This is a genomic window from Flavivirga aquimarina, assembly GCF_030540835.1.
Taxonomy (GTDB): domain Bacteria; phylum Bacteroidota; class Bacteroidia; order Flavobacteriales; family Flavobacteriaceae; genus Flavivirga; species Flavivirga aquimarina.
The window spans coordinates 110,741-133,370 of sequence record NZ_JAUOEK010000119.1 but is presented as its reverse complement, the minus strand read 5'-3'; the positions used below and the strand labels follow the sequence as shown (position 1 = coordinate 133,370).

The window sequence follows — 22,630 nt, the reverse complement described above, 5'->3', positions numbered from 1 at the left end:
CTAGATTAATAATTTCTGGATCGTTTCCTAAGTTACCAATCAACTGTACTTTGTTTCTAAGCGTGTTCATAATTTTAAATTTTAATGTTAAACAGTTAATACAATTGAACCTTCTATGATTCAACACTGCAAATATGAAACAGCTTCCAAATGTTATTCGGTATTTACTTATTTAAAATCGTTTGTAAATGTTTGTAGTCGTTTGTAAACGAATAATATTCCCACATAAAGACATCTATATACCAGTTTACACCAAAAGATAAAAGTTTAATTCCGCACTTAGAAATAGTGCTTTTTTAAAGTATAAAGTTGTCCAATCCGCGTCTCCCAATCCCACTGATTCAGGAAATCGAACGTAAGTATCTTGCCGACCTTAATAGGTTAAATCGGTTCTTACCTTTTAATGGGCGTATCAAACAAATATTAATTCTTCTAACACCAATATTTGTTTGTAGTTTTGTTATAATGGTATACCTTAAGAACATCTATATAAGGGCATTGTTAAGCTTAATCTTTGGGTGGATGTTCTGGTTTTCCGCTTTAGGGTGTTCAATTATATTTATAATTCTCACCTTAATTTCAAGTAGAGATAAGAACTAATCTTTACTGCCTTTTTTCTTTTTAAGGCTCTTTAGGCTCAAAGCCGAAACAGGCCTTTCTTCTTTGGGATTAAAGCTTAAACCTTGTTTTAGTTTTTGATTAAAGTCTGACAAGGGTTCTTCTATTTCAATTTTTTTCTCTTTTGGTAAATTTCCCTGTTTAACCCCTTCTATCATTTTATCAAAATCAGACTTATATTCTTTGTCTTGTATAACTCTAAACTTCTCATATTCTTTTTCAGCAAAATTCTTTGCCACATCAGCCCTCATTTTTCCCGCGTCTTTTAGTATATCATATTCATTAAATAACAAAAATGCATCTAGTTTTTCTACCCAATCTTTCATATTCATTAATCTTGCTTTACTCGCCTGGTTTTCTGCATAATCTAAATACATCGTTACGATTCTATTTAGTTCCGATATTTCTTCATGATTTAGATAGTTTTTAGCAATTCCAACATCGGACTTTAATATTTTTCCACCCTTCTTTTCATTTTTCCAATTTGTAAGCCCCATATTAGGTTTTTCAGAACTTGCTCTTAACTTTATTATTTCAGAGGCTGTATGCTGTGTAATGGCATACTCCAATTTATTTTGAACTGTTGCAAAAAATGTTTGTGTAATTTCTGCTTTAGAGTCATAATCTACAGAGGTGGCATATATATCAGTAATTTTTTGGTAAAAACGTCTTTCTGAAGCACGTATTTCTCTAATACGTTCTACTAATTCATCAAAGTAATCTTTGTCAAACAATGTTTTACCTTGCTTCAACCTATCATCATCTAAAGCAAAGCCTTTAATCAAATATTCCTTTAAAATACTTGTAGACCAAATTCTAAATCTTGTGGCTCTTAAAGAATTTACTCTATATCCAACCGAAATAATCATATCTAGGTTGTAAAAATCCAGTTCTCTATTTACATTACGAGTACCCTCTTTTTGAACTACTCGAATTTTTCGAGTAGTTGAGCTCTTTGTTAACTCTCCGTCAGAATAAACGTTACTTATATGATAAGTAATAGTGTTTTCCTCAACTCCAAATATTTCACTCATTGACCTCCGAGTAGCCCACACTGTATCCTCATCAATAATGACTTGAATATTAGTAGTTCCATCGTCAGCAGTATAAAACAAAAAGTTAACTTTATCTTCTAAGCCACTCATGCAGTTAATTCTTTATTGGTTATTCTATTCTCTATATCACACAAAAGTAAGTTAAATCTTTCATTTTTAGAACTGTTACGAGTATTATATCTGGAAACAAATTCATCCCTATTATACTATAAATTAGTCGTTATTGTCTAAATCAAAACCGTTTCTTATTCTTTGAAACATAAACCATGCGCTTTTTTGCGTTATGCCTAAATCTCGCTCAAGCTGTAAACTTGAAATATCTTGCTTATGAGAAGTAACAATCCAAATAGCCATAAACCACTTTTGTAACTCCATTTTAGTGTTATCAAAAATAGTGTTTGTCTTTACATTAAAATACTTACCAGAATTTTTGCACTTGTAACGGTTATTCTTACATTTATAAACTTTAGAAGTAGCATCAAAAGGACTTACCACGTTACCATTCCAACGTAATAACTCTAAATGATTAATACAATCTTGCTCTGTTGGAAAGGCTTGTTTTAGGTCTAAAACTGATTTTACTTCTTTGTTAAACATTACTATATCTGTTTTGCTTAAACAAATATGGATCTTATTTACACCAAAAACAAACATTTAGTGTAATTAAATACTAATTTAATGAGATATAACAGAAAAAGGCATAAAACTTTAGAAATACTAGCCCCAAAATTTATTCAAACAAGGACAGGCAGGGAATTAGGAGGTGACTTTCATATTGGAACTGATTTTTCTGTACTAAGAGAAAAACTCAAATGTAGTCAGGAAGAGTGTGAAATTATTTTCGCATCGCTTTTTACTAACGAGGAAGTACAATTCACTGACTATAAAGTTGATGGATTGGCTCTAACTAAAATAGGGTTTAGTGCCTTTTCTGACTTTAAATACATAAAGTAAAATGAAAATTTGATAAAAGAATGGGCAAGAACATCTATTCCAATACTAGCTCTTGTGATAGCTGTTTTAACCCTTTTACTTAAAATAAATAATCAGAAAGCACCAGCAACCAAAGAAACACAAGCAATAGAGAATAAACTATTATTAATCCAAGGAAGAATAAATAAGTTAGAGCGGAATACCAAAAATCTTCAAACTGAAATTTTACTTCTTTCCAAAACTAAGAAAGACTCTTTACCATAAACTAGACTATTTTTTCATAGCCTAATTTTTTTGATGTGTAATGTGGTATATAGTTCCCTAAAAGACTATACGCAAAAATAGGTGCCTAAAAAGACACCTATTACTAAACTTTATAAGGTTCTGTTTATTCTCCAACATCCCAAATAGGTCTAAATAGAAGAATATTACATGGGTTTTGAGGCAGGCCTGCAGGAAAGTTTCGATTTGGTACATCAAATAATTGTCTTGCTTGACCACCTAAAAAAACAGTACAGAGAACACCTGTGTTTATTCGAGTACAGTTTTGAGTAACAGGCATACAATTAAATTGATTAGGCCTTTGAATCCAATAAACGGCAAATACATCTTCCTCCATACTGTTATTCTTATCAACAGGTGTAAAGGCCAGTGACGCTGTGATAGCCATTATTAAAGCCATAACTGGTAAGACAAGTTTAAAAAATTTTGTTTTCATAATATAGATATTTAAAATGGTAACCTACTCTTTTTACAGGTTTTCGGTCTTAGCCCTGACTGCAGTTACTATAAAGTATAAGGCATAAAATTTATTTTTAAAGGATAAAAACGTGTCTTAGAAGGATAAGTAACTTTCTCTATATTCGGAATAATCTTTTTTTTTTGATAAAACTAAATTTAAATGAACGTACGTATTTCAAAAGATGAAAATACACGCATAGAAGATTCTTATGATATTGCACGTATTATGCGTAAAATCCTCCTGAGGCAAAATAAACTACACAGGAAAAAGGAATACTTCTGGACGATCGGACTTAATATTAAGAACGATATTGAATATATAGAGCTTCTTACTATTGGGGTCTTAAATCAAAATAGCTTAGACCTAGTAGAGGTTTTTAATTTTGCTATAGCTAAGAAATGTAAAAGAATAATTCTTTGTCATAACCACCCTTCAGGAGATACAACACCTAGTATAGAAGATAAAAATATTACCAAAAAAATAAAGAAAGGTGCAGACGTTCTAAATATAGAATTATTAGATCATCTTATTATTTGTGATAGCAAAGAGTTTTATAGTTTTGTGGCTTTGGAGATGCTTTAATAATATTTATGAACTTGGTTTTATCTATGAATTCTATTAATTTTAGTATTTTACTTAAATTATTTTTTATGACCAGGATTTTTATCTTTTCTTTCTACTTCATTCTTGCCAAAAGATTACAACAAAACAAACCCCTACAACTATGTAAGCATTTATTTATATTTGTACGTATGCGTAATTGGAATATGTTAACTGGTTTAAACACCTCTGTGATTAATAAATCAGAACTTATAACTATAATTTAGAAAACATGAACAAACGTGACATTATTATTACTATAATTGGATTTATTGTTTCACTTACGACAGTAATTATTACTACACTTAACTCTGATTTTGATAGTTTAATTAAAGCCTCATTATTAACATTAGCTCTTTTAAGTTCAATAATATGGCTTGTAAATAATATAGGGCTCTCAATTGATTCAGAAAGAATAAAAAAAACATTAAGAATAATTGCATACTCATCTACGACCTCGTTTTTTGTAGTTAATGAAACAATGAGCAAAATTGGAGGATATGGAAGTAAAGTTTATGGTTCTAAATCAACCACCCAAAAAATTCATTCAAGGGGGCAAAAATTATTAGTTTCCTTTTTTGACGCTAATGAAAAAACAATTGGTCATTTGTGTTTGAATGAAGAAGAATCTATTTTGTTATCAATTAATTTTAATCGCAATAAAAAGAAAATATTTCTACTCAATAGAATAGATTCATGGAATAGCAGGGTAGAGAGGATTGATTTAATTACAAGTTTTTTTTATTCAAATTTTGAAGGATATAATGACTCCCATAATAAAACGAAAACAATTATACCTTTAAATGATAACTCACAACAAATTGGAAAGGAAATTATATTTAACGAAATTGATTTTGACAATATTTTTGATAAGCCCCCACTATTACGAGACAGTTTAATTGTTGAAAAATTAACATCTGGAATTCGTTGACAATATCTACTGTTTATTTGTTAGATTTATAATTAATTCCCTGTATTAGATTCTTGTCCTATATTGTAATAAATACCGCCTTTTAATCATTAGACAACTGAAACACACTTAATCATTTCAACCCCCTCAAAACCAAAACAGGAATAGAACTTGAAAAGTCTTTTTTCAAAATGACATTTTTTTCCCATTTTTTAGTAAAAAATCCTCTTCTGCGTCTAACCACACAAAGCATGTCTGGGTTATAAGATTGTAAATGTTGTAATACCCCTTGAAAAGTCGTTGCATTCTCTGTTTCTGTTATACTATTTACAGTTTCAGATAGTTTATTGTCGACCACAAAATCGTCCTCTTTATAATAAGGCGTTTTAACCAATAGTAAGTTTACTAAAGCAGTAAAATTATTTTTAATACTTATTAAAGGGTTTAATGCATCACTCTTTTTTATTATGGCAGATTTAACAGCTAATAAAATATTGCTAACCGGTTTAAACTTGTATCCTTCGGGTACAATTAATGCAGGTATCTGGGTTTGTTTTATAATTTTTCCTGAAGTTTTCCCTAAAAACACCTCTTCCTTAATAGAATTGGTTCTAGGCTCCACTAAAATTAAATCAATATTGGCTGCTTTACTAGCCAATTCGAGTGTATCGATTAACTTTCCTTTTAAGGTTTTTATAACAACATCGACACTTTTAGTATCAATCTTAGAAACCAAATCCTTTAAAAAAGCTTTGCTTTCCCGTTCAATGATATGATCGACTTTAATCATGGTTCCTGCTTTTGTATAAACATTATATACTTGCACAATAAAAAGTTTTGCATCAAAAGCTTCTGCAAAATCTACAGCATATTGCAAGTGACTTAACGCATTTTTGGATGACCCCACAGGAACTAGAATATTCTTCATAATAAATATAGTTTATCGACTAAATTTTTAACGATATTTATGCAAAAATATAACATTTAAATGATTCGAAAAGGAATACGTTCCGATGTAAAGAATATTATAGAGATTACGAAATCTTGTGCCAAAAACATGATAGTGCAAAATATCTATCAATGGAATGCATATTACCCCAATAAAGAAGCCTTTTTAAAAGATATTTCACGTGACGAATTATACGTTTTAGAAATAGAAAACACCCTTGTTGGTTGCATCACCATTTCTACTTTAATGGATAAAGAATATATTCCAATATCGTGGCTAACAGAAAATGTAAACAATATTTATATCCATCGATTAGCCATACATCCAACACATCAAGGAAAAGGATATGCACAAGAACTTATGTCCTTTGCTGAAACGCTTGCAAGAAATAACAAGTCTATTTCTATAAGACTCGATACATTTTCTCAAAACAAAAGAAATCAAAAATTTTATGAACAACGTGGGTATAAACGCTTAGGAAACATTTATTTCCCAAAGCAAAGTGAACACTCTTTTTATTGTTACGAATTAGTATTGTGAATACAGACATTAGTTTAAAACATATAAACAAATTAGCTATCCCGGCATTAATTTCTGGAATATCGGAACCCATTTTATCATTAACAGATGCTGCAATAGTTGGTAACATAGCCTTAAACGCCACAGAATCTTTGGCCGCAGTAGGTATCGTTACTACCTTTTTATCAATGCTTATTTGGGTGTTAGGCCAAACGCGAAGTGCTATATCGTCGATAGTATCACAATATGTAGGAGCCAACCAACTTGATAAAGTAAAGAACCTACCAGCACAAGCTATTTTTATTATTACATCTTTAAGTGTTTTAATAATAATAAGTACGTATCCTTTTGCACAAAGTATTTTTAAATTATATAATGCCACCGATCTTATTTTAGAATATAGCGTCGATTATTATAAAATCCGTGTCTTCGGGTTCCCATTTACCCTATTTACCATTGCTGTTTTTGGTGCTTTTCGGGGGTTACAAAACACCTATTACCCCATGATAATTGCTATTATAGGAGCCATAGCTAATATTATATTAGACATTATTCTGGTTTATGGTATTACAGATGTTATTCCGGCTATGAATATAAAAGGCGCAGCCTATGCCAGTGTCATAGCACAGTTAATAATGGCTGTTCTTTCAACATATTATCTGCTTAAAAAAACACCAATCCCTTTAAAAATAAGCTTTCCATTTAACAAAGAGATTAAACGCTTTGCTTTTATGATTCTTAATCTTTTTGTTAGAACCATTGCTCTAAACGTCACCCTGTATTATGCCAGTGCTTTTGCTACAAGCTATGGCGCAACATATATAGCGGCCTATACCATTGCCATTAACCTTTGGTTTCTCGGTGCCTTTATAGTTGATGGTTATTCTAGTGCAGGAAATATACTTTCTGGTAAACTGTTAGGCGCAAAACAATACAAAACACTTGTGCGTCTTAGCAATACATTAATAAAACATGGGATTGTTATCGGAATTATAATCGCCATAATAGGAGGTCTACTCTACTATCCATTAGGAAACATATTTACGAATGATACCGAAGTACTCAAAGAATTTTATAATATTTTCTGGATCGTTTTAGCCATGCAGCCCCTATGTGCCTTAGCGTTTATTTTTGATGGCATCTTTAAAGGCTTAGGTAGAATGGGCGTTTTAAGAAACATTTTATTAATAGCCACATTCTTAGTTTTTATACCTATCCTGTTTTGGTTAGATTATCTCGATTATAAACTTTATGCCATTTTTATAGCCTTAACTTTTTGGATTCTTGCCAGAGGTTTTCCGCTCATTATAAAATTCAGAAAAATATTTATTCCACTGTCTCAAAACCATTAACTTTGCCAGACGATATATAACAAATATGCTTTTGCTAACTCCCCTTCTTCAACAAATTAATATAGAAGAAAAAATACAAAACGCCCCAGGTAAAGGTTACGAAATCGGTGTCTTTATTGGAACCATGTTACCTTTTGTTGTCCTTGTATTAATTGCGTATTCGATTTATAGATATAACAAAAAGAAGAATCAATAAAGAGTCATTATGGATATCATGTCATTTTTAAGCGGAAACGGATTATTTCTGCTATTAGCCTTAGTTTTAATAATTGTTTATCTTGTTAATAAGAGAAAAAGAAGATAATGAGCAACATTCGTATTACAAAACAATTTTCTTTCGAAACTGGTCATGCCCTTTACGGATATGATGGTAAGTGTAAAAATGTACACGGTCATAGTTACAAACTATCTGTAACAGTTATAGGAAAGCCCATTACCGACAATACCAATGTAAAATTTGGAATGGTTATCGATTTTGGGGATCTAAAAAAAATCGTGAAAGAAGAAATCGTTAACGTATTCGACCATGCCACCGTATTTAATCAAAATACGCCACATGTAGAACTAGCCAAAGAACTGGAAAACAGGGGACATAATGTCCTATTGGTAGATTACCAACCCACCAGCGAAATGATGGTTATCGATTTCTCAAAAAAAATAAAAAAACGCCTTCCAAAGCATATCGAATTGCACTCCTTAAAACTTCAGGAAACCGATTCATCATTTGCTGAGTGGTTTGCCAACGATAATAAGTAGATCTGCCAGTAGTAGGTTTCTCTTTGACACTCTGAGTTCAGTGTTCAGTGTTCAGTGTTCAGTGTTCAGTGTTCAAACTTCGTGCTAATTTGTGAAATTCGTGTCAAAAAAGCTTCAAATAAACTAACTAGATTCAATTGAAATTTAAAACTTATCAATAATGAGATTCTTGCCGGAGTTTATCTTGAGCTAGACGAAAGGCAGGAATTTATATTATATTTACAGCATGCAAATTCAAATTCCAAAAGAAAAAAAAATATACTTTTCCTCCGATAATCACTTAGGAGCACCAACCAGAGAAGCATCACTTCCTCGCGAAAAAAAATTTGTAGCTTGGTTAGACGAAGTAAAACAAGATGCTGCTGCCATTTTTCTTTTAGGTGATTTATTCGACTTTTGGATGGACTATAAAAAAGTAGTCCCAAAAGGTTTTACAAGAACACTTGGTAAACTGGCCGAAATCTCAGATTCTGGTATCCCCATTTATTATTTTGTTGGTAATCACGATTTATGGATGAACGGTTATTTTGAAGAAGAGCTTAACATTCCCGTTTATCACAAACCACAAGAATTTACCTTTAACAATAAAACGTTCTTTATTGGTCATGGTGATGGGCTAGGCCCAGGAGATAAAGGTTATAAACGCATGAAAAAAGTATTTACAAATTCGTTTTGTAAATGGTTATTTAGGTGGTTGCATCCAGACTTAGGTGTAAAAATGGCGCAATACTTATCGGTAAAAAACAAACTCATTTCCGGTGAAGAAGATGCTGAATTTTTAGGAGAAGACAACGAGTGGCTGGTGCAATATTGCAAACGAAAATTAGAAGACCAACATCGCGATTATTTTGTGTTCGGACATCGCCATTTACCATTAAATATCGATCTAAACAACAACTCCAAATACATCAATTTGGGCGATTGGATTAAATATTACACTTATGGTGTTTTTGATGGGGAAACTTTTGAGTTAAAGGAATTTTAATTTTAGTCATGAAATCCCTCTTTTGCACAATATTCTTCATTTTATTATTTGGATGTATCGAAAAACAAAAAAATCATAAAGAAGAATCTTATAATAATTGTGACCAAGAAAATATTTTAACTATTGAAAGTTTAATAATTAATGACCTGAAAGAGACATTAGAAAACGAAAAATATCAATCTCTTATCAAACAAATTGAAAATAAATGGTTATCAACTGGCATTTTAACTTCCGATAATTCAAATGGATATATACAACTCCTCAATCTCATAATAGACAATGATGGATTGTCAGATTCAATAGTTCATCCAATAAATCATATAATCTACAATAAACAAAGTAAAATTAACTTGTACGGAATAGTTAAAACTTTTTCTAAAATTAAAGGGTGGACCAAAGACCTATCCCCTAAATGTAGTGTAAAAAAATTTGCAACATTCGTTAATTACATGCAAACCTCTAAGAATATATACTCTACAAAAGTATCCGAAAACTTATTAGAAATGATTAAACAAGAAGATCTCAATAAACAGTTTTATCAAGATTTAGTAATTCTAAGCTTTATCTCGATTTTATAAAATATGCCATTAGTCCTCTTTCTCATGCGCCTCAATATCTTTAGTTAAATCCAATCTTCTAAACGACGGAGATACTAATCCTGTTGTTACAACTGTAATTAATGTCATCGTTCCTCCAAAAACAACAGCTGCAACCGTTCCCATATATTTGGCCGTGATACCGCTTTCAAAAGCACCCAACTCATTAGAAGACCCAACAAACATAGAATTTACAGACGATACACGTCCACGCATATTATCCGGAGTTTTAATTTGTAAAATGGTTTGTCTAATTACCATAGAAACTCCATCTGTCATCCCACTAAAGAATAATGCCAGTAACGAAACCCAGAAAATAGACGACAACCCAAAGACGATAATACAGACTCCAAAACCAAAAATAGCAGCCAGTAATTTCATCCCGGCATTTTTACTTATTGGTATATATGCTGTTACTAACATCGTTATAAAAGCACCAACAGCAGGAGCTGCACGAAGCACTCCAAACCCTTCACTTCCTACTTCTAAAATGTCCTGAGCAAAAATAGGTAGTAGAGCAATAGCACCGCCAAATAAAACAGCCACCATATCTAAAGTCATAGCTCCTAAAATAGCCTTTGTTTTAAATACAAATTCAACCCCTTCTTTTAGACTCTGTGCTACAGACTCTCCAATTTTAGGGTTTAAGATAGGTTTCCGTTTTATCTGTAATAAAATAATAAAAGACAGTAATACTAACCCAAAAATAATACACAACGACCAATGTACTCCTATCCACCCAATAGAAAGCCCTCCAAAAGCAGGTCCTAAAACACCTGCCATTTGCCATGTAGAACTATTCCATGTAGCAGCATTAGGATATATTTTTTTAGGAACAATTAAAGCCACTAACGAAAAAATGGTTGGTCCGAAAAAAGAGCGCAAAAAACCTCCAAAAAATACCAGTCCATAAATAGAGTAGAGTATCGTTCTGGTTGCCCAACCTTCAACAATGGTATCCCAGGTTAATAAAAACAGCCCTAAACTAATCAACGAAAACGCGGCAATGCATAAGGCTAAAAGGTTTCGCTTTTCTTTTTGATCTACAATATGTCCCGCAAATAAAGCCATGGTAAATGCCGGAATTATTTCCATTAAACCAATAATTCCAAGAGAAAGAGGATCCTTAGTTAGGCTATAAACCTGCCATTCAATCACAATAAATTGCATAGACCATCCGAATACCAATACAAAACGGACTAATAAAAAAATATTAAACTCTTTAATTCGTAAAGCTGCATACGGGTCTTTTTTCGCCATAAACTATGCCTTAATATCTTTTAGCTTAAGTTGTAATGATACGTTTCCCTGCCACTCATTTTCATCTACAGAATAAACAGCTCTAAATGGTTTTTTGTCTGAAATCAAATCAAACTTATCCCCCATACTAAAACCAATACAGACCATATTATTTGCTTCTGGTTGAGCAACCGTTATTCTTAAATGTGTTTTATCTGCACCTACACACTTACCATAACCTGTATCGGTTAGGTTTTCGGTTAAAAAAACAGGTGCCATATTATTGGGGCCGAAAGGTGCAAACTGTTTTAAAACGCGATAAAATTTTGATGTAATCTGGTTCAAATCAATTTGAATGTCTGCTTTTATTTCTGGAATTAACAAGTTCTTATCAATGGTTTTGGTAACAACATCTTCAAAAGCTTGTTTAAAAGCCTCGTAGTTTTCTTCTTTTAAAGTTAAACCTGCAGCGTATTTATGTCCACCAAATTGTTCAATATGTTCACTACACGCTCCCAAAGCATTATAAACATCAAACCCTTTAACCGAGCGAGCCGAAGCTGCTAATTTATCACCACTTTTAGTAAATACTAAAGTCGGTCTATAATAGGTTTCTGTTAATCTAGAAGCCACAATACCAATAACACCTTTATGCCAATTTTCATTGTAAACAACAGTAGTAAAGCGTTTCTGTTCTTTTTGTTCTTCAATTTGTTTAAGAGCTTCTTCTGTAACTTGTTTATCTGTTTCACGTCTGTCAAGGTTATAATCATTAATTTCAGAAGCATACTTTGCAGCTAGATCTTCTTCTTTTTCAGTTAATAAAGTCACCGCATAATTACCATGCTTCATCCTTCCAGCGGCATTTATTCTAGGTGCAACAATAAAAACTACATCGGTAATTGTTAATTCTGTTTTTTCTACCTGATTTAAAATAGCTTTAATACCTGGTCGTGGTTTGGTATTAATTACTAAAAGTCCAAAATAAGCAAGAACCCTATTTTCCCCAGTTATAGGTACAATATCGGCACCAATAGCGGTTGCTACTAAATCTAAATATTCAGTTAAATCGTCTACTGTTTTTTCTTCTTTTAATGCTAATGCCTGTATAAGTTTAAAGCCTACACCACAACCACATAACTCTTTATATGGGTATTCACAATCTTCTCGTTTAGGGTCTAAAACTGCTGCTGCTTTAGGAATATCTTTTCCCGGTCTGTGGTGATCGCAAATAATAAAATCGATACCTTTCTCTTTAGCAAATGCTACTTTTTCGACAGATTTAATTCCACAATCTAAGGTTATAATGAGTGTAAAGTCATTTTCTAAAGCAAAGTTAATACCTTTATACGATACCCCATAACCTTCATCGTATCTATTCGGAATATAAGTATGTATTTGACTATATCGTGTTTTTAAATATGTAGACATTAAAGCAACCGAAGTGGTACCGTCTACATCATAATCACCATAAATTAAAATGTTTTCGTTATTAGCTATTGCTTTTTCTATACGAGCAACAGCTCTATCCATATCTTTCATTAGGTACGGATCGTGTAAATCGTCTAAACTTGGTCGGAAAAAAGCTTTAGCTTGGTCGTATGTCTCAATTCCACGCTGCAATAGCAATGTTGCCAATACCGGATCTATTTGAAGGGCTTTTTGTAGCGCTTTTATTTTAGTATCTTCTGGTTTAGGTCTTAATGTCCAACGCATGGATCGATCGAAATTTTATAATTTAAAAACAGAGTTTTTTTAACTTTCATTTTTATGAAAATGAGTTTCTATGATTAATTCTGAAAATTGTCTAAACATTTCCATAACACCACAATATTTTTCTATAGATAGATCAACAGCTCTTTGAAGTTTTTTTTCGCTTAAATTTGGACCATAAAAATGAAAATGCATGGCTACTTTATTATAATATTTTGGGTGTTCATCAGTAAGATCAGCATCAATATCTATCTTAAAATCATCTACTTCTAATTTCATTTTCTTAATTAAAGAAGCCACATCTAAACCTGAACAACCAGCTAAAGCAGATAACATTAAAGCTTTAGGACGATAGCCCTCACTCTTACCACCATTTTCTTCACCAGCATCAATAAACAGATTATGTCCTGACGGGTTAGTACTCTCAAACTTCATGTCTCCCAACCAAGTAGTTGTAATATGATTTGTCATTTTTATTAAATTATTTTTTGTTACTTGTGACTTCAAAAATACTACTAAAAAATAAAAAAATATGCCTTTAGTAACACCTTTATCTCCCCATTATGACATTGAAACCAAAGAACTTGCCGATTTTTTTAATGAAACTCTAGGTTTTTGTCCAAACTCTGTACTTACTATGCAACACCGCCCTGCAATAAGTAAAGCATTTATTAACCTAAACAAAGCCGTTATGGCTAACGACGGACGTGTAACCTCAGCTTTAAAAAGAATGATTGCTTGGGTAAGTAGCAATGCCACAGGTTGTAGATATTGTCAAGCACATGCTATTCGTGCTGCCGAACGGTACGGTGCAGAGCAAGAGCAATTAGATCATATCTGGGAATATCGTACACATCCTGCTTTTAGCGAAGCAGAACGTGCTGCCTTAGACTTCTCTTTACTAGCTTCTCAAGTACCTAATGGTGTCGATGAAACCATTAAAAAACGTTTGTATGAACATTGGAATGAAGGTGAAATTGTAGAAATGCTAGGTGTTATTTCTCTATTCGGATATTTAAATAGGTGGAACGATTCTATGGGAACTTCTATCGAAGATGGCGCTGTTGAAAGCGGTATAAAATACCTTGGAAAGCATGGTTGGGATAAAGGGAAACATAAATGATTTTAAATTAAACACTTGTTCATTAAGTAATTATTACTTATGTTAGCTTAACTATTATAACCCAAAAAATAATGAATTTACCTACAAAAACTACCCTAGTGTTGCTATTTTGTGTGCACTTAAGTCTTTTTAATTGCAATAACAATGCAAATAAAAATAGCGATGGTCCTACGTTTATTCCAAGAAATTCTTACTTTGTAGACTCTTACGAAGGTGTAAAAATTTATAGAGATAACATTTACAGACAACCTCTGGATGGCCATTTTATCGTTGGAGATAAAACGACACAATGGGAAGAATTTCATATCAAAAAAGGTCTTTTATATGGCGATTATGTTTTCTATCACCAAAACGGAGAAAAATTTATGCATTCCACTTATGATAACGGAAAGCTTAATGGTGAAGAAAAAACATTTTTCCCTTCTGGAAAATTGAAAAAAATTAGCCATTATAAAAATGGTATGCTTCATGGAAAAGTTATTTCTTATTTTGAAAATGGGAAAGTGCTTTCTGAATCTGAACTTAAAGAAAACCAACCTATAACTTCTATAACATATAATGATGTAGGGGACATTGAATCTAAAATGTTTATCGAAGACGGGAAAAGTATAACTCAATCCATTAAAAACGGTAGGGTATTTAAAGAGCAAATATCTTCTAACTATGATAATTTTGAAGGCGTAAAGTTTTACAATGAAGATAACACTATGAAAGTTTATTTACAGATGGTAGATGAAGGTACAGATACTTTTCTAGTTGAACTAAACGAAGAAGGTAAAGAAATAAAACGTATTAATTTCGCTACTAACCCTAGAGAAATCTCAAAATACAGACAATATATAAGTAGTCTTTAAGAAAGATTACCTTTTATATCATTTGAAACTTAAGCCCTGCCATTTGGTGGGGTTTTTTATTTTAACCATTTCACTCACTCAAAAGCACCATTCACTCATTCGTAGTTTTTTTCATACACATTATTAATATACATTTGATGTATCTAATAATAAGAATTATGAATTATAAACTAACCACCAAACTATTAACAATTCTTACCTTTCTTATCTCAATTAATGCCTTTTCTCAAGAGGGTATTGTGTCCGGTACATTAAACGATAATAGAGGGTATCCAATACCCGGAGTAACTGTTATCGTAAAGGGAACTAACAGAGGAGTAGCAACAGACTTAGATGGGCAGTACAGTATTAAATGTCGTGTAGGAGACATTCTTGTTTTCTCTACATTAGGCATGCAATCAAAAGAAGTTATTATAAACAACGCTATGTTTGGAAAAGATTTTAGCACTTTAATTCTTGAAAAAATAGCTGTCGAACCCATAACCAGTGTCGCTTATAAAAATGCTATAAAAAGTATAAATAATACAGGGTTAACAATTCCTAATATAGAAAATTCAGGAAGAACCTATAATAAAAGATCTCATTTTGAATACAACAGAATTAAAGACATAGAAGTAGGACAAGACCATGTTAAACTCACATATTTTAATCCTGATATTTTTTATGAAATAGGCTATAAAACTATTAATAGTTTTCAATTTGTAAAAAACAACAATCTACCAGAACTACAAACGGTTTTTAGTCAAGGAGCTTCCTCAAATGGCGAACTTTCGTTTCAAGGAGCAGAAACCGGTAATATATTCTCTTATGGCCCAGCAATAAATACATTAGAATTTAATGGGTCTAATTATGAATATGACACCAATGGGCAATTAGTTAGCATTGGAAATGGTACTGGTAATAAATCGAAAATATATGATAATGCTCTTTTTAATACCAGCTTAAAAACCCTTAACAATCTGTTTTTTAACATTACAACAGATCATTATTTCTTAGGATTTGATTTCACAAACAAAACCCAGAAAGATCTTTATGGAAAAGAGACAAGCCATTCAAACGACTTCATCCTTAAATATAAAGATTATACAACCTCACAAGGAAAACTAAATTGGGACACTTTTGTAAAATATAGTAGTCTGATAAATAATCAACCTAATATTAATGGTTTTCATAATAATTTGCTATTAAACCAATGGATAACTCCTATAAGCTTTAGCAACAAACAGGGAACTGTGTTATCAAATAATTCACAAAGAAGCTTCGGACCTAATCTCTTTAATAACCCTGAATGGTTATTAAACAATAATAGGAATTCAGAAAAAAATGATCTTTTCGTTGCTAGTGTTCAAAATAAGCTAAAGGTTACAAAGACAATAAAAATGGAGAGTAAAATAAATTATACCTCTCAAAAAAATATTCAAAATTTCGGTTTAGTTAAAAATACCGTTGGTTTTAATGATGGTTATTTAAGCAATCGAACTGTTGAGAAAAACAACCTAAATACCGTCTTAAATTTTAATTATGACAAAGCTACTAGTTTTTCGAAAATTGATATTACCTCAATAGCAAATTATACTTACGAAGACTTAAAATACAACCTACACCAAGCCTCCGGATTCGAAGATTTTTCTTTTAACAATGCACAAAATAGTACAACAAACAATAGGTCTTTACACAGAAACACGTTGCGCTTACTAAATAAATTCCGCTATAATTTTAGAGAAACTGATATCGGTATCTCTAGTGCCCTTATCAATAATTCTTATATATCATCCGCTCAAAACAACAAATGGTTTTTGCCTACACTACAATTTAAAATAAACTTTGAAGACATATTTAATATTTATCGTATTTCCAATGTTTCAATATCAGCAAACACTTCCTGGAATATCAATGATATGTCATTATTATACACTAATCAAAGTCATAACAGCTTAAACTTAACGCCTTCTGAAAGCTTAGAATATACAGCCTTTAATGATTTGTTTTTAAACAACAGTCTTCAACTTGAAGAAAAAGAAAGCTACGATCTAAATGCAGGTTTAAATTTCTACTTATTCGAATCGTATTTTTATTTCGGTTTTACTTATTTCAATACAAAAACAAAAGGAGCGGTTTTCCCAATAATAGAAGACAATGCGTTTCAACTTAAAAATATTGCGAATGTAAAAAACAAAGGTTTTGAAATATCCTTAAGCACCCGTATTGGACATTCTTATGGAAATATATATTATCGCCCTTCCATTGTGTTTTCCAATTACAGAACAAAGGTTACTAAACTCTTAGATGGTAGCGACAGAATTCCTATTGCAGGGTTTTCAACCACTTCAAAAAACCTTATTGTTGGCAAACCGGCAGGCGTTATTGTAGGTTCGGCATATGCAAGAGACAGCAACAATAACATAATAATTGGCACTAACGGGTTTCCTTTAATTGATACCGAGTCTAGAATTATAGGAGACCCAACACCACGTTATAATTTAGGATTTGATAATTTATTTAAATGGGGCGATTTTAAACTAAGTTTTATTATTGATTTTCAAAAAGGAGGCGATGTTTGGAATGGTACACAAAATACATTGAATTATTTCGGCACTTCACAGCAATCTGCAAACGAAAGAAGCATTACCAATTTTGTGTTTAACGGTGTTACCCAACAGGGAAACACAAATACGGTTCCTATAGATTTTTACAATCCAACAAATGATATTTCAGAAAACAAGTTTGTCCGCTATGGTTTTGGGGGCGTTGCAGAAGATGCCATCGTAGATGGAAGCTATATCAATTTAAAATCTATCGATCTTTTATATTCTATAAAAAATAATACCGAAAATACATTTATCCGAAATTTAGATATAGGCATCTATGGAAACAACCTTTTAACATGGTCTAAATTTAAAGGAGCCTCACCATATAGCAGTCTATATAATACAGCCTCCGGTCAAGGGTTAAACTTTTTTAATACGCCTGTTATAAGTGAAATAGGTTTAAAAATTAACGTAAAAATATAAAGATGAAAACATATAAGCACCGTACCCCATTTATCTTAATCACGTTTCTAATATTAACAGTGTCATTAACCGCTTTTAAGTCTATTTATATAGAAAAAGCACCATTAGAAAAGATATACACACAAACCGACAGATCTTTTTACTTTCCGGGAGAAACCATTTGGTTCAAATCTTACATTGTTAGTGAAGCTAATACCATTTCGTCCATAAGCGATATCATGAATGCCGAATTAATTTCACCAAAAGGGACTTCTGTTAGAAAAATAAAACTATCTATTGAAAATGGTTATGCTTATGGTGATTTTGACATTAACAATAGTTGGGTTGGGGGTATTTACACATTAAAAATGTACACTAATTGGATGCGTAATTTTGGAGAGGATGCCTTTTTTACCAAAAAAATAACGATTCAAAAAATTGTAAAACCCAACCTATTATTAAACTTAAAATTTGAAAAAGAAGGCTACGGAAAAGCATCAACAGTCATTGCAAATTTTGAAGTAAAGGATTTAAAAAATAAGCCACTTAAAAACAAAGAAATAACATTTGAAACCTCAATCAAAGGTAAAAAAATAACATCCAAAACAATCACTACCAACAATAAAGGAAAAGCAAATCCTACCTTTGTTTTACCTGATAATTTACAAACAACCGATGTGGTATTAAACATACTTGTACCATACAACGGAACAACTGAATCTATTTCAAGAAGTGTTCCTGTTGTTTTAGACAATATAGATCTACAATTTTTTCCTGAAAGCGGAAAAACAATCTCCGGAACGACTAATAAAATAGCTTTTAAAGCAATTAACGAATTTGGCAAACCTGTTGATGTTTCTGGTGAAATAGTTGACAAAAACAATGTTATTATAAGTACATTTAACAGTTTTCATGATGGTATGGGAGCATTCTCTTTATCACCAAAAAAAGGAGAAACTTATTATGCCAAAATAAAAAAGCCTTTTATTTCCAGTAGAAACATAGAATTGCCTAAAGTTTATGAAAACGGAACACGGTTTTCGATAACTACAGACAGTTTAAAAACAACACTCAACATATTTTCTACAGAAAATAAACCGCTTTATCTAGAAATTTCGAATGCGTCACAAAAACTATTGGGCAAAACCATTACTTCAACCAAAAAAGAAATAAGTATAAATACTAAAAGTTTTCCTATTGGAATTACTAAGTTTAGCCTCCTTAATACCAATAAAGATATTGTTGCCGAACGTCTTGTTTTTATAAATGAAAACAAAAAACTCCATGTAAACATTCAATTAGATAAAACGATTTACGAAACGAGAGAGAAGGTAAATGTTTCAATTTCTACAACAGACCATAACAATAATCCTATTCCTTCCAATCTATCTGTTTCTATTGCAGATAATAAATTACTATCATTTGCAGACGATAAGCAAGACCATATTTTATCTTATCTATTAATATCTTCCGAACTTAAAGGCAAAATTCACAAACCTTCTTTTTATTTCAACCCAAAGGAATCCAAAAGTCATTTAGCCTTAGATTATATTATGCTAACACATGGATGGAGAAATTACTTAAACATACAGAACGTTACTCTGGAAAACGCCAGTTTTAAACCCGAACAAAAATCGATTCAATCGGGAACTATTGTAGATGAAAAAGGAAACCCTGTAAAAGCAAACCTTTTATTATTTGATCAATACGGCAATAAGGTTTTGGTATTTGAAAGTAATGAACATGGAAAATTCTCATTTAAATCAAAAGAAGGTAGCACATCAACACTTATTGTATATACAGAAAACAGCAAAAAATTAAAAATTCTTGAAGACAAATACAAAGAGGGTTATTACTCTGACATTAAAAATGCTTTTAACAAAGAAAACTCCGAAAAGACGAAAGTATTCTCAAAAAACGAGAGCCCTTTACAAGAAATCATAGAGCAAAAAGCTGTAGCAAATATAGCTTTAACCGAAGATATATCTTCACTAGACGAAGTAACTATAAATGCAGGGTATTATAAAACTTCACAGAGAGAACAAACTGGCTCCATAGCATATATCGTAGCTGCGGAAATCACACCTAACCCAAACACGGTACTCTCGGCAATGCAAGGCAGAATATCTGGTGTTAATATCATTGAAGATTCAGGTATTGGAAACACTTTTAAAATAATGATACGAGGAAACAGGTCTATTTCTGGTAATAACGATCCGCTTTTTATTATTGATGGAGTGCCTCATAATCAAAATGAATTTGGAAACATCGATGCCAATCAAGTTAGTTCTGTAACAGTATTAAAAGATGATGATGCCTCTGCTATTTATGGACCAAGAGCTGCCAATGGTGTTGTTTTAGTTACCACCAAAAACAATAAATACCTTAACAATAGGGGAAAGAAAAAACTTAATAACGCAAAATACAACAATTATACTGTTGCAACTTTTTATAACAAGAACCTTTCTAAAACCTATACGCCACAACAATTTTATATCCCTAAATACGGAGGCAAAATATTGCCAGAAGAACGTACAGATTTTAGACAAACTATTTACTGGAACCCGATAGTACAAACCGACGAAAATGGAAAAGCAGAATTCGAGTTTTATAATTCGGATGCTATTACTTCCTTTAAAATAACGGCAGAGGGCATAGGATTTAACGGTCTTTTGGGTAGACAAGAAAAAATGTATGCTACCAATAAGATTCTTAATATAGATTTTAAATCACCTAATTACATGACACTAAATGACACTATTAGTTTACCCCTTACCATTACGAATGAAACTAAAAATAGTATCACAACAAATCTGGAAATCACGCTACCTGAGCATGTAAAACTTATAGAGCCTTTTGATCCACAAATAACTGTTACAGCTAACAAATCGGTTATAAAAAACATCCAGGTAGTACCCATAAAAACAGGTAAAGATATTCTAATGGAATGTCGATTAAAATCCGAAAACTTTTCAGATATCGTAAAAAGAAAAACAACCATTTTAAGTCCTTACTTCCCAACTCAAATATCCATTTCCGACTCAAAATCCCAAAATTTTCAGTTTGATATAAATCATGTTGTCGATAATAGTATTAAAGCAGAATTTAATATTTACACAGACGTAGTTGGCGATGTAATGAACGGTATTGAAGGGCTTATTCGCAAACCTTATGGGTGTTTCGAACAAACCTCTTCTTCAACCTACCCTAATATTATGGTTTTAAAATATTTAAAAGAATCTGGGAAAAGCAATCCTGAAATCGAAAATAAAGCCATGAATTTTATTAAAGAAGGCTACGAACGATTAATAAGTTTTGAAACCAAAGAAGGAGGTTTTGAATGGTTTGGCAAAACACCCCCACATGAAACATTAACGGCATACGGCATTTTAGAATTTACAGAAATGAAAGAGGTTTACGATAATGTTGACCAAAAAATGATAGACCGCACCGTTAAATGGCTATTAAACAGAAAAGATGGAAAAGGAGGTTTCAAGAAAAGTAAAAAAGGTTATGATAGTTTTGCCAGCTCGCCTTTAGATGTTTCCAATGCGTATATTGTTTATGCGCTTAGTCAAGCAAAAATAAACGCAGATATTAGTCTTGAACACATCACCGCCTACAATGAAGCCTTAAAAAGTAAAGACACTTATAAAATGGCCCTATTAGCTTTATCAAGCTATAATTTAAACCAAAAGGAAAAAGCTACCGTACTTATAAATAAGATAAAGGAAAATATTGATGCTTTCGGATTTAAAAAGCTACCTGTTAACAACACTATTACACGTTCTTACGGTAATGCAAAAAACATTGAAACTACTGCTTTTACATTATTAGCTTTAATGAAAGAAGATACTCCCAATGAGTTTTTAATTTCCAATGGCATCGAATATCTAGTGAGCCAAAGAAAGCATAATACATTTGGTTCTACACAATCTACAGCTATGGCCTTAAAAGCTCTAATTGAATACACGAAAAGTCAAAAAAGAAAAATCATAAACCAAAATGACACTATAGAATTGATAATAAATGGACAAACGTTAACTAAAAAATTAGAAATAAGTAACAACGGAAAAATAACCATAAATCAGATAAAGAATCTTTTAAAAGAGGGTAAGCAGAATGTAGAAGTTAGATTCGTCAACCCTAAAGTGAGTTTTCCTTATTCATTAAATGTTACCTGGGATAGCTACTTACCAGATTCATCAACAAACTGTCCGATTAATTTAGAAACAATAATTACAGACAATCCATACAAAGTTGGAGACAACGTTAGCATGTCTATCAATGTTACTAATAAAAAGAATGAAAAATTAGGAATGGCTCTAGCTATTGTTGGTATTCCATCCGGTACAACTGCGCAACCTTGGCAATTAAAAGAATTGCTTGAGCAAAATAAAATAGCTTATTACGAGGTTTTTGATAATTATTTAGTATTCTATTGGAGACAGTTTAATGTTTCTGAAACCAAAACTATTCGTTTAGACCTAAAAGCAGATATTGCTGGAATCTATCAAGCACCTGCTAGTACTGCCTATTTATATTATGGAGATGAGTATAGCACTTGGATTTCTGGAAATAAGCTTGAAATTAGAAATTAGGGCTTTCTTTTTTTATGCTTTAAACCCCGCCTTTGGTGGGGTTTTTATAAAAATAAGATCCTTCTCTTCGTTCTGAATGAACTTTTAAATCCTTT

The 22,630-nt window shown here is 31.9% G+C and carries 20 protein-coding genes and 1 pseudogene; 13 read left to right on the top strand and 8 right to left on the bottom strand.

Annotated features, from left to right (window positions below; genetic code table 11):
* The 3 genes and pseudogenes from Q4Q35_RS11340 to Q4Q35_RS11330 form a co-directional block, all read right to left on the bottom strand.
* A pseudogene (locus tag Q4Q35_RS11340) lies at positions 1 to 70 on the bottom strand (single-stranded DNA-binding protein); the annotation flags it as partial.
* A 526-nt stretch (positions 71 to 596) separates the two neighbouring features.
* Complete coding sequence (locus Q4Q35_RS11335; RefSeq protein ID WP_303278087.1) at positions 597 to 1,763, bottom strand: virulence RhuM family protein; 1,167 nt, start codon at positions 1,761 to 1,763, stop codon at positions 597 to 599.
* A 123-nt stretch (positions 1,764 to 1,886) separates the two neighbouring features.
* Complete coding sequence (locus tag Q4Q35_RS11330) at positions 1,887 to 2,270, bottom strand: transposase (protein ID WP_437439744.1); 384 nt, start codon at positions 2,268 to 2,270, stop codon at positions 1,887 to 1,889.
* 81 nt (positions 2,271 to 2,351) lie between these two features.
* Between Q4Q35_RS11330 and Q4Q35_RS11325 the strand changes: the two genes are divergently transcribed.
* Both Q4Q35_RS11325 and Q4Q35_RS11320 read left to right on the top strand, forming a co-directional pair.
* Complete coding sequence (locus tag Q4Q35_RS11325) at positions 2,352 to 2,627, top strand: hypothetical protein (protein WP_303278085.1); 276 nt, start codon at positions 2,352 to 2,354, stop codon at positions 2,625 to 2,627.
* 9 nt (positions 2,628 to 2,636) lie between these two features.
* Entirely contained in the window at positions 2,637 to 2,870 is a 234-nt protein-coding gene (locus Q4Q35_RS11320) for a hypothetical protein (RefSeq protein ID WP_303278084.1), read from the top strand.
* A gap of 124 nt (positions 2,871 to 2,994) precedes the next feature.
* Here the strand turns inward: Q4Q35_RS11320 and Q4Q35_RS11315 are convergent, their stop codons facing one another.
* The gene (locus Q4Q35_RS11315; protein ID WP_303278083.1) at positions 2,995 to 3,324 is read right to left on the bottom strand and encodes a DUF6520 family protein; all 330 of its coding nucleotides are present in this window, start codon (positions 3,322 to 3,324) and stop codon (positions 2,995 to 2,997) included.
* 183 nt (positions 3,325 to 3,507) lie between these two features.
* Here Q4Q35_RS11315 and Q4Q35_RS11310 point away from each other — a divergent pair, with 183 nt between their 5' ends.
* Both Q4Q35_RS11310 and Q4Q35_RS11305 read left to right on the top strand, forming a co-directional pair.
* Positions 3,508 to 3,930, top strand: a complete 423-nt coding sequence (locus tag Q4Q35_RS11310) for a JAB domain-containing protein (RefSeq protein WP_303278082.1) — start codon at positions 3,508 to 3,510, stop codon at positions 3,928 to 3,930.
* Between the two features lie 250 nt (positions 3,931 to 4,180).
* The gene (locus Q4Q35_RS11305) at positions 4,181 to 4,879 is read left to right on the top strand and encodes a hypothetical protein (protein WP_303278081.1); all 699 of its coding nucleotides are present in this window, start codon (positions 4,181 to 4,183) and stop codon (positions 4,877 to 4,879) included.
* Between the two features lie 112 nt (positions 4,880 to 4,991).
* Here the strand turns inward: Q4Q35_RS11305 and Q4Q35_RS11300 are convergent, their stop codons facing one another.
* Positions 4,992 to 5,786 (bottom strand): universal stress protein, encoded by a 795-nt coding sequence (locus Q4Q35_RS11300; RefSeq protein WP_303278080.1) that lies wholly within the window; start codon positions 5,784 to 5,786, stop codon positions 4,992 to 4,994.
* A 60-nt stretch (positions 5,787 to 5,846) separates the two neighbouring features.
* Here Q4Q35_RS11300 and Q4Q35_RS11295 point away from each other — a divergent pair, with 60 nt between their 5' ends.
* From Q4Q35_RS11295 to Q4Q35_RS11275, 5 genes are all read left to right on the top strand, one after another.
* Complete coding sequence (locus tag Q4Q35_RS11295) at positions 5,847 to 6,347, top strand: GNAT family N-acetyltransferase (protein WP_303278079.1); 501 nt, start codon at positions 5,847 to 5,849, stop codon at positions 6,345 to 6,347.
* Positions 6,344 to 7,678 (top strand): MATE family efflux transporter, encoded by a 1,335-nt coding sequence (locus Q4Q35_RS11290; RefSeq protein WP_303278078.1) that lies wholly within the window; start codon positions 6,344 to 6,346, stop codon positions 7,676 to 7,678. Before Q4Q35_RS11295 ends, Q4Q35_RS11290 begins: the two co-directional genes overlap by 4 nt.
* Positions 7,679 to 7,981: 303 nt before the next feature.
* Positions 7,982 to 8,434 (top strand): 6-pyruvoyl trahydropterin synthase family protein, encoded by a 453-nt coding sequence (locus Q4Q35_RS11285; RefSeq protein WP_303278077.1) that lies wholly within the window; start codon positions 7,982 to 7,984, stop codon positions 8,432 to 8,434.
* A gap of 232 nt (positions 8,435 to 8,666) precedes the next feature.
* Positions 8,667 to 9,419 (top strand): UDP-2,3-diacylglucosamine diphosphatase, encoded by a 753-nt coding sequence (locus Q4Q35_RS11280; RefSeq protein ID WP_303278089.1) that lies wholly within the window; start codon positions 8,667 to 8,669, stop codon positions 9,417 to 9,419.
* 8 nt (positions 9,420 to 9,427) lie between these two features.
* Positions 9,428 to 9,997 (top strand): hypothetical protein, encoded by a 570-nt coding sequence (locus tag Q4Q35_RS11275; protein WP_303278076.1) that lies wholly within the window; start codon positions 9,428 to 9,430, stop codon positions 9,995 to 9,997.
* A 9-nt stretch (positions 9,998 to 10,006) separates the two neighbouring features.
* Here Q4Q35_RS11275 and Q4Q35_RS11270 read toward each other — a convergent pair whose 3' ends face one another.
* The 3 genes from Q4Q35_RS11270 to Q4Q35_RS11260 are packed head-to-tail and all read right to left on the bottom strand — an operon-like array spanning position 10,007 to position 13,438.
* A complete protein-coding gene (locus Q4Q35_RS11270; RefSeq protein ID WP_303278075.1) occupies positions 10,007 to 11,275 on the bottom strand; it encodes an MFS transporter in 1,269 nt (422 codons plus the stop codon).
* A gap of 3 nt (positions 11,276 to 11,278) precedes the next feature.
* Positions 11,279 to 12,970 carry a single-stranded-DNA-specific exonuclease RecJ gene (gene recJ, locus Q4Q35_RS11265; protein ID WP_303278074.1) on the bottom strand — a complete coding sequence of 564 codons (1,692 nt, stop codon included), beginning with the start codon at positions 12,968 to 12,970 and terminating at the stop codon, positions 11,279 to 11,281.
* Between the two features lie 39 nt (positions 12,971 to 13,009).
* Positions 13,010 to 13,438, bottom strand: coding sequence for an OsmC family protein (locus tag Q4Q35_RS11260; RefSeq protein WP_303278073.1), 429 nt, complete (start codon positions 13,436 to 13,438; stop codon positions 13,010 to 13,012).
* A 61-nt stretch (positions 13,439 to 13,499) separates the two neighbouring features.
* Here Q4Q35_RS11260 and Q4Q35_RS11255 point away from each other — a divergent pair, with 61 nt between their 5' ends.
* The 4 genes from Q4Q35_RS11255 to Q4Q35_RS11240 all read left to right on the top strand — a co-directional run bounded on the left by Q4Q35_RS11255 (position 13,500) and on the right by Q4Q35_RS11240 (position 22,535).
* Complete coding sequence (locus Q4Q35_RS11255) at positions 13,500 to 14,090, top strand: carboxymuconolactone decarboxylase family protein (RefSeq protein ID WP_303278072.1); 591 nt, start codon at positions 13,500 to 13,502, stop codon at positions 14,088 to 14,090.
* A gap of 71 nt (positions 14,091 to 14,161) precedes the next feature.
* Complete coding sequence (locus Q4Q35_RS11250; RefSeq protein WP_303278071.1) at positions 14,162 to 14,944, top strand: hypothetical protein; 783 nt, start codon at positions 14,162 to 14,164, stop codon at positions 14,942 to 14,944.
* A gap of 158 nt (positions 14,945 to 15,102) precedes the next feature.
* Entirely contained in the window at positions 15,103 to 17,955 is a 2,853-nt protein-coding gene (locus tag Q4Q35_RS11245; protein WP_303278070.1) for a carboxypeptidase-like regulatory domain-containing protein, read from the top strand.
* A 2-nt stretch (positions 17,956 to 17,957) separates the two neighbouring features.
* Positions 17,958 to 22,535, top strand: a complete 4,578-nt coding sequence (locus Q4Q35_RS11240) for a TonB-dependent receptor plug domain-containing protein (RefSeq protein WP_303278069.1) — start codon at positions 17,958 to 17,960, stop codon at positions 22,533 to 22,535.
* The last annotated feature ends 95 nt before the right edge of the window (positions 22,536 to 22,630 follow it).